At 53.9% G+C, this 14,533-nt stretch carries 11 protein-coding genes and 6 tRNA genes; 7 read left to right on the top strand and 10 right to left on the bottom strand.

The genetic code is table 11. From position 1 onward, the window contains the following. The first annotated feature begins 60 nt into the window (after positions 1-60). Positions 61-945, top strand: coding sequence for a LysR family transcriptional regulator (locus F384_RS13360; protein WP_046483480.1), 885 nt, complete (start codon positions 61-63; stop codon positions 943-945). A gap of 329 nt (positions 946-1,274) precedes the next feature. Here F384_RS13360 and F384_RS13355 read toward each other — a convergent pair. The 4 genes from F384_RS13355 to F384_RS13340 form a co-directional block, all read right to left on the bottom strand. Next, positions 1,275-1,350: transfer RNA gene (locus F384_RS13355), tRNA-Lys, on the bottom strand. A gap of 4 nt (positions 1,351-1,354) precedes the next feature. Further along, positions 1,355-1,430, bottom strand: a tRNA-Val gene (locus F384_RS13350). Between the two features lie 41 nt (positions 1,431-1,471). Beyond that, a tRNA-Val gene (locus tag F384_RS13345) sits at positions 1,472-1,547 on the bottom strand. Between the two features lie 45 nt (positions 1,548-1,592). Further along, positions 1,593-1,668: transfer RNA gene (locus F384_RS13340), tRNA-Val, on the bottom strand. A 258-nt stretch (positions 1,669-1,926) separates the two neighbouring features. Here F384_RS13340 and gltX point away from each other — a divergent pair. Continuing rightward, positions 1,927-3,342 carry a glutamate--tRNA ligase gene (gene gltX, locus F384_RS13335; protein ID WP_046483479.1) on the top strand — a complete coding sequence of 472 codons (1,416 nt, stop codon included), beginning with the start codon at positions 1,927-1,929 and terminating at the stop codon, positions 3,340-3,342. A 53-nt stretch (positions 3,343-3,395) separates the two neighbouring features. Here gltX and F384_RS13330 read toward each other — a convergent pair whose 3' ends face one another. After that, the gene (locus tag F384_RS13330) at positions 3,396-3,788 is read right to left on the bottom strand and encodes a MerR family transcriptional regulator (protein WP_046483477.1); all 393 of its coding nucleotides are present in this window, start codon (positions 3,786-3,788) and stop codon (positions 3,396-3,398) included. 1 nt (position 3,789) lies between these two features. Then, complete coding sequence (locus F384_RS13325; protein WP_042317698.1) at positions 3,790-4,152, bottom strand: MerR family transcriptional regulator; 363 nt, start codon at positions 4,150-4,152, stop codon at positions 3,790-3,792. Positions 4,153-4,373: 221 nt separating this feature from the next. Between F384_RS13325 and F384_RS13320 the strand changes: the two genes are divergently transcribed. The 3 genes from F384_RS13320 to F384_RS30130 all read left to right on the top strand — a co-directional run bounded on the left by F384_RS13320 (position 4,374) and on the right by F384_RS30130 (position 6,951). Beyond that, positions 4,374-4,449: transfer RNA gene (locus tag F384_RS13320), tRNA-Ala, on the top strand. 39 nt (positions 4,450-4,488) lie between these two features. Further along, positions 4,489-4,564 (top strand) — tRNA-Ala (locus F384_RS13315). A gap of 197 nt (positions 4,565-4,761) precedes the next feature. Then, a complete protein-coding gene (locus F384_RS30130) occupies positions 4,762-6,951 on the top strand; it encodes a sensor domain-containing phosphodiesterase (RefSeq protein ID WP_046498150.1) in 2,190 nt (729 codons plus the stop codon). 50 nt (positions 6,952-7,001) lie between these two features. On the opposite strand, the gene nupC is transcribed toward F384_RS30130, so the two are convergent. Beyond that, on the bottom strand, positions 7,002-8,204 hold the full coding sequence (nupC, locus tag F384_RS13305; protein ID WP_046483475.1) for a nucleoside permease NupC: 1,203 nt from the start codon (positions 8,202-8,204) through the stop codon (positions 7,002-7,004). A 343-nt stretch (positions 8,205-8,547) separates the two neighbouring features. On the opposite strand from nupC, the gene F384_RS13300 reads away from it, so the two are divergent. Next, positions 8,548-9,786 carry an Nramp family divalent metal transporter gene (locus F384_RS13300; protein ID WP_046483473.1) on the top strand — a complete coding sequence of 413 codons (1,239 nt, stop codon included), beginning with the start codon at positions 8,548-8,550 and terminating at the stop codon, positions 9,784-9,786. Positions 9,787-9,839: 53 nt separating this feature from the next. Here the strand turns inward: F384_RS13300 and ypeC are convergent, their stop codons facing one another. Continuing rightward, the gene (gene ypeC / locus F384_RS13295; protein WP_042317701.1) at positions 9,840-10,166 is read right to left on the bottom strand and encodes a DUF2502 domain-containing protein YpeC; all 327 of its coding nucleotides are present in this window, start codon (positions 10,164-10,166) and stop codon (positions 9,840-9,842) included. A 126-nt stretch (positions 10,167-10,292) separates the two neighbouring features. Next, positions 10,293-11,291, bottom strand: coding sequence for an L-glyceraldehyde 3-phosphate reductase (gene mgrA / locus F384_RS13290; protein WP_046483469.1), 999 nt, complete (start codon positions 11,289-11,291; stop codon positions 10,293-10,295). A gap of 181 nt (positions 11,292-11,472) precedes the next feature. Between mgrA and F384_RS13285 the strand changes: the two genes are divergently transcribed. Beyond that, positions 11,473-13,128 carry an alpha-keto acid decarboxylase family protein gene (locus F384_RS13285; RefSeq protein WP_046483468.1) on the top strand — a complete coding sequence of 552 codons (1,656 nt, stop codon included), beginning with the start codon at positions 11,473-11,475 and terminating at the stop codon, positions 13,126-13,128. Here the strand turns inward: F384_RS13285 and F384_RS13280 are convergent, their stop codons facing one another. Continuing rightward, positions 13,129-14,364, bottom strand: coding sequence for an ion channel protein (locus F384_RS13280; RefSeq protein ID WP_046483465.1), 1,236 nt, complete (start codon positions 14,362-14,364; stop codon positions 13,129-13,131). Positions 14,365-14,533 lie beyond the last annotated feature (169 nt).

Raw genomic sequence — 14,533 nt, 5'->3', positions numbered from 1 at the left:
GTTCTGCGATGCAATGTGGTAATTTGGCGCATCCGTTTTTCCCTCAGGAGCGCATTACCCATGGAACGCACGCACCGTATCGATCTCAAGTTATTGCGTTATTTTCTTGCCGTCGCTGAAGAGTTGCATTTTGGACGCGCCGCCGCTCGTCTGAATATGTCGCAGCCTCCGCTGAGCATTCATATTAAGGAGCTGGAGCAGGAACTCGGCACGCTGTTGTTTATCCGGCATTCCCGTAGTGTGGCGTTGACCCACGCGGGGAAAATCCTGATGGAAGAGTCACGGCGTCTGCTTTCCAGCGCCAGTCGGGTGCTGGCGCGAGTCGAACAGATCGGGCGCGGTGAGGCAGGGCGTATCGAACTGGGGGTCATCGGCACTGCGATGTGGGGCAAAATGCGCCCGGTAATGCGGCAATTCCTGAAGGCGAATCCCAACGTTGAGGTATTGTTTCGCGAAAATATGCCGGCGATGCAGATGGCCATGCTGGAGCGACGTGAACTGGATGCCGGTGTCTGGCGAATGGCGATTGAGCCCGCGCCTGGATTTACCAGCCTGCGGCTGCATGAATCTTCTTTTCTGGTGGCGATGCCGGAAGAGCATCCGCTGACTGCCCGTGAGGCCGTGCCGTTAGCCGCACTGCGCAACGAATATTTCGTCACTATGCCGTCGATTCACACTGACTGGACATTTCTGCAACGCGTTTGTCAGAGCGCCGGATTCTCTCCGATGATTATTCGTGAAGTGATGGAACCACAAACTGTACTGGCGATGATTAGCATGGGGATCGGCATTACGCTGATTGCAGACAGTTATGCGCAGATGAACTGGCCGGGGGTGGTGTTCCGTCCATTAGAAGAGCGTATTCCGGCTGATTTGTACATTGTGTATGACCAACAGCAGACGACACCCGCACTGGAACATATGATCGACGCCTTAACGGCGTAACGGAGAACCGTAGGCCTGATAGGCGTAGCGCCATTAGGTAAGCAGGTTTGAGCCTTGTGAATCCAGATATCGCCGGATGGCGACTGACGTCTTATCCGGCCTACGCGGCTTAACTGAGTAGTGTAGGCCTGATAAGCGAAGCGCCATCAGGTAAGCCGGTTTGAGCCTTGTGAATCCTGATATCGCCGGATGGCGACTGACGTCTTATCCGGCCTACGTAGCTTAACTGAGCAGTGTAGGCCTGATAAGCGAAGCGCCATCAGGCTCGAATCGTGACATTCTGCGCACTGCGCATAGCAAAAAGGCGCCTTTAGGGCGCCTTTTTACATTGGTGGGTCGTGCAGGATTCGAACCTGCGACCAATTGATTAAAAGTCAACTGCTCTACCAACTGAGCTAACGACCCGAAGTGGTGGGTGATGACGGGATCGAACCGCCGACCCCCTCCTTGTAAGGGAGGTGCTCTCCCAGCTGAGCTAATCACCCACTTCGGTACTTCACAATAAGAAATTTAGCTGGCGAGAAAGTGGTGGGTGATGACGGGATCGAACCGCCGACCCCCTCCTTGTAAGGGAGGTGCTCTCCCAGCTGAGCTAATCACCCACTTCTCAATTTCTTATCTACACGGCGGAGTCTACATAAAGTAGTTGGTGGGTGATGACGGGATCGAACCGCCGACCCCCTCCTTGTAAGGGAGGTGCTCTCCCAGCTGAGCTAATCACCCCCGCTGTGTGGAGTCGCATTATAGGGAGAGTTGAAAATGAGTCAACGCCTTTTCTAAAGAAATTGTTCGTTCGTCGTAATTTTAAACAAAACGATCGTGAAACGGTCTCGGACGCATGATTTCTAAACAAAAACGTCTATACGCGGCGTTTACCCGGTAACAACATTGAGGATTTACCTCACAGTGATAGAATATCGGCCATTCCATTTTTCCCGGATTTGCCGGTTGTCGGCATCTTTATAAACGTAAGGCCATTTCATGAAAATCAAAACTCGCTTCGCGCCAAGCCCGACAGGTTATCTGCACGTCGGTGGTGCGCGTACTGCTCTCTATTCCTGGCTTTTTGCACGTAATCACGGCGGTGAGTTTGTGCTGCGTATTGAAGACACCGATCTCGAACGTTCCACGCCGGAAGCGATTGAAGCCATTATGGACGGTATGAACTGGCTGAGCCTGGAATGGGACGAAGGCCCATACTTCCAGACTAAACGTTTCGATCGTTATAACGCAGTGATTGATGAGATGCTGGAAGCGGGTACGGCCTATAAGTGTTACTGCTCCAAAGAGCGTCTGGACGCACTGCGTGAAGAGCAGATGGCGAAGGGCGAAAAGCCGCGTTACGACGGGCGCTGCCGTCATGGTCATGAACATCACGCGGATGATGAGCCTTGCGTTGTCCGTTTTGCCAACCCGCAGGACGGTTCTGTCATTTTTGACGACCAGATCCGTGGCCCGATCGAATTCAGCAATCAGGAGCTGGACGATCTGATTATTCGCCGCACCGACGGTTCCCCGACCTATAACTTCTGCGTTGTGGTGGACGACTGGGATATGGAGATCACCCATGTGATTCGTGGTGAAGACCATATCAACAATACCCCGCGTCAGATCAACATCCTTAAAGCGCTGAACGCGCCGGTGCCGGTATATGCTCACGTGTCCATGATCAACGGCGACGACGGTAAAAAGCTGTCCAAACGTCACGGCGCGGTGAGCGTGATGCAATATCGTGATGACGGTTATCTGCCGGAAGCCCTGCTGAACTATCTGGTGCGTCTGGGCTGGTCCAGCGGCGATCAGGAAATCTTCACCCGTGAAGAGATGATCAAGCTGTTCTCCCTCGGTGCGGTCAGCAAATCCGCCAGTGCGTTTAACACGGAAAAACTGCAGTGGCTGAACCATCACTACATTAACTCGCTGGCACCGGAGTATGTGGCAACGCATCTGCAGTGGCACATCGAGCAGGAAAACATCGACACGCGCAATGGACCACAGCTGGCTGAACTGGTGAAACTGCTGGGTGAGCGCTGCAAGACACTGAAAGAGATGGCGCAGAGCTGCCGTTACTTCTACGAAGACTTTGCCGGGTTTGATGCCGATGCCGCGAAGAAACACCTGCGTCCGGTTGCGCGTCAGCCGCTGGAAGTGGTGCGCGACAAACTGGCGGCCATTACCGAGTGGACGGCTGAGAACGTACACCATGCCATTCAGGCGACCGCCGATGAGCTTGAAGTCGGGATGGGCAAAGTCGGTATGCCGCTGCGCGTTGCGGTAACCGGTGCGGGCCAGTCTCCTGGCTTAGACGTAACGGTGCATGCGATTGGTAAAACCCGCAGCATCGAGCGTATCAATAAAGCACTGGCTTTTATTGCAGAGCGTGAAGCGCAACAGTAAGCAAGTGGCGCATTAACGGAACGGCAGGGGAGACTCTGCCGTTTTTACTTGTGTCACTCAGCATCGTTCAGACCCAGCCGAATAAGAAAACCGCGGATGCCTTCGCGTGAAAGAAACAGCGCTAACTTTTCCCGTTCCTCTTCGGACATATTTTCCACGGCATCAATAATCTGCCGATAGGCATGGCTACGGATGCCGGGATTGTATTCGGCCAGCGATTCTTCAACCTGATAAAATGCAGAATGGTGACGAAACGCCGGGATGTTCAGAATAAATTCCCGCACGCGCGTATCGATATGCACGAGCCTTGCCCGACCACCTTTAACACCTGGAAATTTTTCCGTTTCCCATTTTTGCTCACGGATCCAGCGATTCACGGTTTGTTTAGCCACACCGAGACAATCCGCCAGTTCTTCGGTGGTCATTTTGCTACGTAATCTTTTCATATTATTTGCTGTCGCGGATCCCTAAGCGTTGTAATAAACCGGTAATCCCTTCCCGCAGTAGCAAAGAGGTAAAGTGTTTTTGTTCGGCTGGTGTCATCTCTTTCACCAGCTTGACCAGTAGCGCTTCCAGTGAGGCATCGCCTGGGGGCGAAAAGGTGTCAGACAGTCCTTCCGCCGAGCGCTCTGCGCTGCGGATATATTCACGAACCTGTTCGTTAACATGCACCAGTCGCGCTTTACCACCCTGGACGCCTGGTTTTGGTGATGTCGCCCAGCCCTCTTTACGTACCCACTTATTGATGGTCTGTCGGCTGTAACCCGTCAGATTAGCGAGTTCTTCTGGCGTCATCCGCTCCTTGAACATAAAGATTCCCTGAATAGTCGTATGGTTAATTAGTGGTTCATTTTATAGCACCATTTTAGTGGAAACCGTGACGTGTTTAACTACTGAATGCGAGTAGTTATGCATTGTTATTCAGTTGTCTGCTTTTTCAGCGATTAGAATCGGGGTTTTCAATTTGCCGTTGACACATGCGAAGGGAATTCATATGATGCCGCCCGTCAACTCGACAAGCTTTACGTAATGGGGCTATAGCTCAGCTGGGAGAGCGCTTGCATGGCATGCAAGAGGTCAGCGGTTCGATCCCGCTTAGCTCCACCAAAAATTGAACCCAACAATTTTGGTACGTAAACGCATCGTGGGGCTATAGCTCAGCTGGGAGAGCGCTTGCATGGCATGCAAGAGGTCAGCGGTTCGATCCCGCTTAGCTCCACCAAATTCAGAACCCTCGCTGTGAAGCGGGGGTTTTTTTATCCCTGCATACCTTCCATTTTTGTAATACAGTTGCTGATAAGCCAGAGTCTATTCTGCAACGTGTGGCATCTGTTTCTGGTGGGCATAGGTTTGCTTCGCGATGCGAATAAACTTATCATTGATGTGATTAATAGTTCGTTCCGTGAGAGCAGTCAATTCATGCCAGCCAAGCGCAACCTGATAAATAATATAAGAATATTCGCTCTTGCGATCGTGCTCTCCATCGCAGCCATCCAGTTTTCGCGTTTGATTTCTCCGCTTGCGATTGTGGATTCCAGTTATATTTATCTCTCGTGGTTACCGCTGTGCGTACTGCTGTCGATGATGTTTCTTTTCGGCAGACGCGGTGTTCTGCCTGTCATGTTAGCGTTGTATATCACTAACCTCTGGAATCTTCATCTGCCGTTTGCCCAGGGGGTTGTGCTCCTGTTTTGCCAGATGTTTGCGGTGGTGGGCACTTGCGCCATTGTTCGCTGGCAATTGGGGTCGCGCTGGCGCTATGGACTACCCAATCGCAATATCTGGCGACGCGTCATTTTTTTCGGTTTTATCACCCCTGTGGGTATCAAAATCAGCATGTATCTGGCGGGTCATTATCTCGACTTTCCGGTAGCCGTCTCGACGTTCTTTGGTACAGCCGCCGCTATTTTCACGATTGTCGATATTCTAAGCCTGATCTCCGCGGTGCTGATCTTCACCATGCTTTTTTATTACCCGATGCGGATGATCGTGAGTCCACACTATGCCCGGACATTCTGGCGTAGAGATATCGCCCCCTGCTTCAGGAAGGAAACGCGCTTATTTACCTTATGCTGGCTGGCTGTTATCGCTGTTCTGCTTATCCTGATGTGCGCCCCGTATGACAACGATTACATTGCCGGGTATCTGGTGCCCGTTTTCTTTATCATTTTCACCTCCGGCGTGGGCAAGCTGACTTACCCTTTTTTGAACCTGAGCTGGGCGGTTTCAACGCTGTTCTTGCTGACCTACAACCGCAATTTTTTACAGGGCGTCGGGTCGGAGTATTCGTTGGCCTTCGTCCTGTCGGTACTGGTTTCGTTCAGTATTTGTCTGCTCTATATGATGCGTATCTACCAGCGTAGCGAATGGTTGAATCGTCGTTGGCATCAGCAGGCGCTTACCGATCCTTTAACCCGCTTGCCGAATCTGCGCGCGCTGGAACAGTTCCTGCAAAAAGCGTCCGGCCAGAGCATCTGCTGCCTGCGCATGGAGAATATGGAGTTTCTGAGCCGCCACTACGGCATGTTAATGCGCGTTCACAGCAAACGCACGGTGCACCGTATGCTGCAACCGCTGATGCTTGAGAATGAAAAAATCTTCCAGTTGCCCGGCAGTGAATTATTGCTGGTGCTCAACGGGCCGGAGATGGACGCGCGCTTGCAACATATGCTCGACCTGTTGAACAGTCGCAAAATTTACTGGAACAACACCGGCCTGGACATGGGTTATGGCGCATCCTGGGGACAATGGGACGGTAAGCAGGAGACATTGCAACCGCTGCTGGGGCAATTGAGTTGGCTGGCCGAACAATCCTGCGTAAATCACCGGGTGCTGGCGCTGACGCACAGCCAGGAAGTGGCGACAGGTCAGACGACCGAACGGGTGCTGCTGCTCAATAAAATACGTAAAGCACTCGATGGTGGCGATCTCCTGCTTTACGCGCAGCCTATCCGCGACGCTCAGGGCAAAGGGTACGATGAAATTCTCGCCCGGCTGAAAAGCGATGACGGCATCATGACCCCGGATCAATTTATCCCGCTGATCGCCCAGTTTAACCTCAGCGCCCGTTTTGACCTGCAGGTGGTTGAAGCCTTGCTGAACTGGTTATCTGAGCATCCTTCTGTTGAGCCTGGGCCGCTTTTTTCGGTCAATTTAATGCCGCTGACCTTGCTGCAAAAAGAGACCGCGCCGCGCATTATTCGCCTGTTCACCCGTTATGGTATCGCTCCGGAAACGGTCATCATTGAGATCACTGAAGAGCAGGCGTTTTCCAATTCGGAAACCAGCATGCAAAACATCGAACAGTTGCACCGGTTTGGCTTCAGGATTGCGATTGATGATTTTGGTACCGGGTATGCCAATTATGAGCGTCTGAAACGCCTGCAGGCTGATATCATCAAAATCGATGGCGTGTTCGTAAAAGATATTCTGACCGATTCGCTGGATGCGATGATTGTGAAGTCGATAGCCGATCTGGCAAAAGCAAAGTCGTTAAGCGTGGTGGCGGAATATGTAGAAACGTCTGCGCAGCGGGAGTTGCTGCTAAGCCTGGGAGTGAACTACCTGCAAGGGTATTTGATTGGACGACCGAGGCCATTAGGGGAATAACAGGTATAAAAAAACGGGGATGTGCTCCCCGTTTTCATGTTAGTGCTGTCTTACAGAACCAGTGCGGCGATAGATGCAGACAGAACGCTCACCAGCGTAGAGCCGTAAACCAGCTTCAGACCGAAGCGAGACACGACGTTACCTTGCTCTTCGTTCAGGCCTTTAATCGCGCCCGCGATGATACCGATAGAAGAGAAGTTGGCGAAGGAGACCAGGAACACAGAAAGGATACCTTCAGCGCGCGGAGAGAGCGTGGAGGCGATTTTCTGCAGGTCCATCATCGCAACAAATTCGTTGGAAACCAGTTTGGTCGCCATGATACTGCCCACCTGCAGCGCTTCGCTGGACGGCACACCCATCACCCAGGCAATCGGATAGAAGATGTAGCCCAGGATGCCCTGGAAGGAGATGCTGTAACCGAACCAACCGGTCACGGTAGCGAACAGGGCGTTCAGCGCGGCAATCAGCGCGATGAAACCGATCAACATAGCGGCAACGATGATCGCCACTTTGAAGCCCGCCAGAATGTATTCACCCAGCATTTCGAAGAAGCTCTGACCTTCGTGCAGGTTGGACATCTGGATGTTTTCTTCGCTGGCGTCAACGCGATACGGGTTGATCAGCGACAGCACGATAAAGGTGCTGAACATGTTCAGAACCAGCGCCGCAACGACGTATTTGGGCTCCAGCATGGTCATGTACGCGCCGACGATAGACATGGAAACAGTGGACATTGCTGTTGCTGCCATGGTGTACATGCGGTTGCGGGACATTTTGCCGAGAATGTCTTTATACGCGATAAAGTTCTCAGACTGACCAAGGATCAGCGAGCTGACGGCGTTGAAGGATTCCAGTTTGCCCATGCCATTGACTTTGGATAACAGGAAGCCAATGGAACGGATGATAATCGGCAGCACGCGAATATGCTGCAGAATACCGATCAAGGCTGAAATGAAGACGATAGGGCACAGAACTTTCAGGAAGAAGAAAGCCAACCCTTTATCGTTCATGCTGCCAAAGACGAAGTTCGTCCCTTCATTGGCGAATCCGAGCAGTTTTTCAAACATTTCGGAGAAGCCTTTAACGAAGCCGAGGCCGACGTCAGAGTTCAGGAAGAACCACGCCAGTAACACTTCTATAACAAGCAGTTGAACGACATAACGAATGCGAATTTTTTTACGGTCACTGCTTACCAGCAATGCGAGGATCGCAACAACGGCAAGTGCCAGGACAAAATGAAGGACGCGGTCCATATTTGCTCCAAATATGAGGCAGGTTAAATTTCCGTGCACATTCTATGCAACGTGTGCAAAGAAAACGAGATCTAACACACACTATAATCAGGACCTGTGACGAGATTCAAAAATAGTGATCCGGCATACACTTCTGTTATGCCTAATCCGAAAGTAAATAGTTAAGTTATTGTGCTAATATAATAACAATTATTAAACATGCTGCGCGCATTTCCTGTACCCGCACTCTTAATCGTTCCCGCCTGTCAGAGAAATCAAGGTTACCTTCTTTACATGCACTTGATAACCATTCTCATCAGGCATAACATAAAACATAGCACAGGCTATGTTTCAGAGGCAGAAAATGACAAACGATCGCGTTGAGAGTAGCAGTGGAAGAGCAGCGCGCAAGTTAAGGCTCACATTAATGGGACCTGCATTCGTCGCGGCTATCGGGTATATCGACCCGGGCAACTTCGCGACGAATATTCAGGCCGGTGCCAGCTTTGGTTATCAACTGCTGTGGGTGGTGGTCTGGGCAAACCTGATGGCGATGCTTATCCAGGTCTTGTCAGCCAAACTGGGCATTGCTACGGGTAAGAATCTGGCTGAACAAATTCGCGATCGCTATCCGCGTCCGGTGGTCTGGTTCTATTGGGTGCAGGCGGAGATCATCGCGATGGCGACCGATCTCGCGGAATTTATCGGTGCGGCGATAGGATTCAAACTGATCCTCGGCGTGTCGCTATTGCAGGGGGCGGTGCTAACCGGGATTGCCACCTTCCTGATCCTGATGCTCCAGCGTCGCGGGCAAAAGCCGCTGGAAAAAGTGATTGGCGGCCTGCTGCTGTTCGTCGCCATGGCCTATATTGTTGAACTGGTATTTTCCCAACCCAACTTTGCGCAGCTGAGTAAAGGCATGATGATCCCCAGTCTGCCAAACTCTGAAGCGGTATTCCTGGCTGCCGGGGTGCTGGGCGCAACCATCATGCCGCACGTTATCTATCTGCACTCTTCATTAACGCAACACCTGCACGGCGGCACCCGTCAGCAGCGCTATGCGGCGACAAAATGGGACGTGGCTATCGCCATGACCATTGCGGGATTCGTCAATCTGGCGATGATGGCGACTGCCGCCGCCGCGTTTCACTTTAGCGGCCACACGGGCGTTGCCGATCTGGATCAGGCTTATCTGACGCTGGAGCCGTTGTTAAGTCACGCGGCGGCAACGGTATTCGGGTTAAGTCTGGTGGCCGCAGGACTGTCGTCAACGGTGGTGGGGACGCTGGCGGGGCAGGTCGTGATGCAGGGTTTTGTCCGCTTTCATATCCCCTTGTGGGTGCGCCGTACCATCACCATGATGCCGTCCTTTATCGTGATTCTGATAGGTCTTGACCCGACGCGTATTCTGGTGATGAGCCAGGTGCTGTTAAGCTTTGGTATCGCACTGGCGCTGGTACCGCTGCTGATCTTTACCAGCGACAGCAAACTGATGGGCGATCTGGTGAACACCCGTTGGGTTAAACAGACTGGCTGGATGATTGTGGTGCTGGTGGTCGCGCTGAACCTGTGGCTGCTGGTTGGTACGGTGCTGGGGTTGTAACCGGCAATGAAAAAGCCCGGGGCTTGCGCATCGGGCTTTCAACAACAACGGAATTAATGACGGTGTCCGTGACCTTTTCCGCGCCCGCGATGGTCGTCGCGATCGCGCCAGCCTTCCCGGTATCCGCGCTCGTAAGCTTTACGCTTGTCCCAGCCGCGGTGATAGCCATTGTCATGTCGCCACCAGCGATTTTTACGCCATTCATAATTGCGATGCCAGTAGTCACGGTCACGCCAGTGTCCGCCGTCCCAGTAGTTACCGTAATTATCGCGATCGCCAATTTGTAATTTTATCGATGGCAACAGGGTGATTTCGCCCGCGTTTGCGGCAAGCGGTGTAAAAGCCAGTAAGGCTGCCGCCAGAATCAGTGACCTGAACATTCTTTATCTCCTTCACGATCGAAGCCGTAGTCGGCCTGTTAACGTAATATTACGGGGCCGTAAAGCCCCATTTCATCGCCTTAACTCTTAAATCATGAATGAGAGCACGAATTGCTAAAAACGCAGTTAACGCGTGCTGTTCAGAATGTTGTCGATATCGGCGCACTCCTGGTCGGTGAAATGGCGATTGGCCAGCATGCCGACCGCATCTTCAATCTGCGTGGTTTTACTGGCACCAATCAGCACCGAGGTGACGTTATCGTTACGCAGTACCCACGCGAGCGCCATCTGCGACAGTTTTTGCCCACGCTTTTCGGCCAGCGTATTGAGCTGGCGAACGGTTTCCAGTTTTCCGGCGGTGAGCTGATCCGGATTCAGAAAACGGCTCCCGCTCGCAGCTCTGGAATCAGCCGGGATCCCATTCAGGTAGCGATCGGTGAGTTGTCCGCCTGCCAGCGGCGAAAACGCGATACTGCCCACCCCTTTTTCCTGCAACACCGCCAGCAGTTCGTCCTCCACCCAGCGTTCAAACATTGAATATTTGGGCTGATGAATCAGACACGGCGTGCCCAAATCATTGAGAATATCGATAGCTTCACGGGCACGATCGGCCGGGTAATTAGAAAGCCCCACATACAGCGCTTTTCCCTGGCGCACGATGTGGTCGAGCGCTTTCATTGTCTCTTGCAGAGGCGTTTCAGGATCGGGACGGTGATGGTAGAAAATATCCACGTATTCGAGCCCCATCCGCTTCAGGCTTTGATCAAGGCTGGCAATCAGATACTTGCGGGATCCCCAGTCGCCGTAAGGGCCTTCCCACATGGTATAACCCGCTTTGGTGGAGATGATGAGTTCATCGCGCCACGGCAAAAAATCTTCCTGAAGGAGGCGGCCAAAGTTACGTTCCGCCGAACCCGGCGGGGGACCATAGTTATTGGCGAGGTCGAAGTGGGTGATCCCCAGATCAAACGCGCGCTGAAGCAGAGCACGGCTGTTTTCCACCTGGGTGGTATCGCCGAAGTTATGCCACAGACCAAGCGAGATAGCGGGTAGCTTCAGGCCGCTCTGACCGCAGCGGCGAAATGCCATTCTCTGATAACGATTTTCATCAGGCTGGTAAACCATTGTCTTCCCTCGCAGTGAATTCAGCTCTCCAGTGTATACGTTTACACTCATCATTTTTCAATGACATTCTCGCCCCGGACACTGTAAATTCTGCTTTCCACCCTCATCGCCGCCGCTTTCTGGACAGCCCCAACGCTTCTTCAATACTCAACATGAGGTTACCGTCAGAAGGAAAGCTGTCATGCAAACCCCTTATACCGTTGCGGATTACCTGCTCGACAGAATTGCCGGGTGCGGCATCGGGCATCTGTTTGGCGTACCGGGTGATTACAATTTGCAGTTTCTTGACCATGTGATCGACCATCCGCACGTGCGCTGGGTCGGGTGCGCGAACGAGCTTAACGCCGCCTATGCGGCGGACGGTTACGCCCGGGTCGCCGGGGCTGGCGCGTTGCTGACCACGTTTGGCGTGGGTGAACTCAGTGCGATGAATGGCCTGGCGGGCAGCTATGCGGAATATGTTCCCGTTTTGCATATTGTTGGTGCCCCGTGTAGCGGCGCGCAGCGTCGGGGAGAACTGATGCACCACACGCTGGGCGATGGCGACTTCCAGCACTTCTACCGTATGAGCCAGTCCCTCTGTGTTGCCAGTGCGTTGCTGGATGAGCAAAACGCCTGTCACGAGATTGACCGCGTCCTGTGCGCGATGTTGACCGCTCATCGCCCGGGTTACCTGATGCTGCCCGCTGACGTCGCGAAACGTCCCGCCTTACCTCCTTCAGCGGAGCTGGCTCTCTCTGGGTCGGAATTGCAGGACAACGTGGCGACGGCATTTCGCTACCATGCACGACAAATGTTGATCAACAGTCCACGCGTGGCGCTGCTGGCAGATTTTCTCGCCCACCGTTTTGGTCTGCAACCGGTCCTGCAACGCTGGATGGCCGAGACACCCATGGCTCACGCCACGCTGTTGATGGGGAAGGGGCTTTTCGACGAACAGCAACCGGGGTTTGTCGGGACTTACAGCGCGGGGGCCAGCAGTGACGATGTCCGTCAGGCGATAGAACAGGCGGATACTACGATTTGTGTGGGAACCCGATTCGTCGATACGCTGACGGCCGGTTTTACCCAGCAACTGGCGCTGGAGCGTACCATTGAGGTTCAGCCGCAGGCATCACGGGTGGGAAGCACCTGGTTCAGCGGTCTGTCTATGGAGCAGGCGGTCACCACGTTGCGTGAGCTGTGTCTGGAGCTCTCTTTTGCACCGCCGCCCGCTAAACCTGCAACCGTACAGCCGCACATCGAAAGAGGGCCTCTGACTCAGGAGAACTTCTGGCATACCGTGCAGCAGGCGCTGGCACCCGGCGATCTGATCCTCGCCGATCAGGGCACGGCGGCGTTTGGGGCCGCGTCATTGTCGCTGCCCACGGGGGCGGAACTGATAGTACAGCCGCTCTGGGGATCGATAGGCTATTCGCTGCCAGCAGCGTTTGGCGCACAAACGGCGGCACCTGAACGTCGGGTTATTCTGATAACCGGCGACGGCGCCGCGCAACTGACCATCCAGGAAATGGGATCTATGCTGCGCGACGGGCACACGCCGGTGATCCTGGTGCTCAATAACGACGGGTATACCGTCGAGCGAGCGATCCACGGGGAGAAACAGCGGTACAACGATATTGCTTCCTGGAACTGGACGCAGATCCCACGGGCATTCAGCCTTGCGGATCAGGCTGAATGCTGGCGGGTGACTCAGGCCATCCAGCTCGAGGAGGTACTGGCCCGGCTGGCGCGTCCACAGCGGCTCTCGTTGATTGAAGTTGTGCTACCGAAAGCCGACTTACCCGTGCTGTTACGTAAGGTCACCCAGGCGCTGGAATCGCGTAACAGCGGATGACTATTTATCTTCCCGGTTGGCGATCATCATCGGTTTGCCCGCCAGTAACAGCCAGGCCGGAAGCATCACAATACACAGCAGCGGCAGCAGGGTGGTGTCCGGCACCACGACTGCGGCCATAAACAGACTGAGCCAGCCGTCACGGGTGACGACCAGCACCAGGCCCAGAATCGCGCAGGAGACGGTAATGGCCGCCGGAACGGCTTCAACGTGGGCGTGCAGCATCAGCCCCAGCGCTACGCCGATGAATACCACCGGGAAGATTCGCCCTCCACGGAAACCGCTGGCCGCCGCAATGACCAGCGCGGCGAGTTTAATCACCGCTAACATGAAGAAATCCGTTGTGCCGAGCGTCTGGCTGAACGCGATTTGCTGCATTTCATCCAGGCCTTTAAACAGCGTTAGCGGTCCTCCCACCACGCCGAGTATCCCTAAAAGGAAGCCGCCGATGCCGAGGATCAGCACCGGGTTTTTCAGGCGATGCAATAAAGCGTGCAGTCGGGGTAAACACCAGACCGCCACCATCCCTGCCGCGATGGCAATCGCCGCCACCACGGCCCCGGAGAAAATGTCCACGATCCGCATCTGGGGATAGTGGGCTATCGGGAGCGAGAAATGCGGATGAAAGAACAGGCTGGTGGTCAGCGAACCTGCCGCCGCCGCCATTAACGGCGCGAAGAGGCGATCCCACAACGGGGTATCGTTAGAGCCGCTCAGGGTTTGTGAGAAAATCAATGCGGCGGCGACCGGTGTGCCAAACAGGGCGCCGATGGTGCCGGCAGAGGCCAGAATGGTCCAGTCGAGTGCGCCAATCCGCGGGAAAAACCGACGACCCATCGCAACGGCTAACGCGATGTTAACCGCCATAATCGGATGTTCGGGGCCGAGGCTGACGCCACCCGCCAGACCCAACACCAGCGCGATGATCAAGCCTGGCAACGCCGCAGGAGAAATCGGCGCGCCGATCAGCGGTTCAGTGGCCGGATCAGGACCGGCATGCCCGGTGCTGTAGCGAATCACCAGACCGACTATAACCCCGGTTAGCGTCAGGGTAAGCATGATCCAGACGGGGGAGTCGGCAGCGATCCCCAGACTTCCCGGCAGACGTTGCCAGAGTATGCTCTGCAAGATGGAAGCAAACTTCATGACCACAATCAGGACTAAACTGGATGCGATCCCCAGAAGCAACGCGGGAAGCGACAATAACAACATGGTTCTGGCTCGCGGATGGAGCATGTTTTTTTCCTTAATGCCGTATCTTGCGTTCAGTTTGCCGCGTCAGCCGGATGGCATCGCTGCAAATGGTGCTGAAACGATAAAGTTATTGTGTGACCTGGATCGATATTTTCAGGGGACTCGCTTTTCTGACGTTGTTGTTATGCCCCCGTGTATTTACAGTGTGGCA

Origin of the sequence: Citrobacter amalonaticus Y19, assembly GCF_000981805.1 — a bacterium.
Classification (GTDB): Bacteria; Pseudomonadota; Gammaproteobacteria; order Enterobacterales; family Enterobacteriaceae; genus Citrobacter_A; species Citrobacter_A amalonaticus_C.
This window is presented reverse-complemented; position numbering and strand designations above follow the sequence as displayed.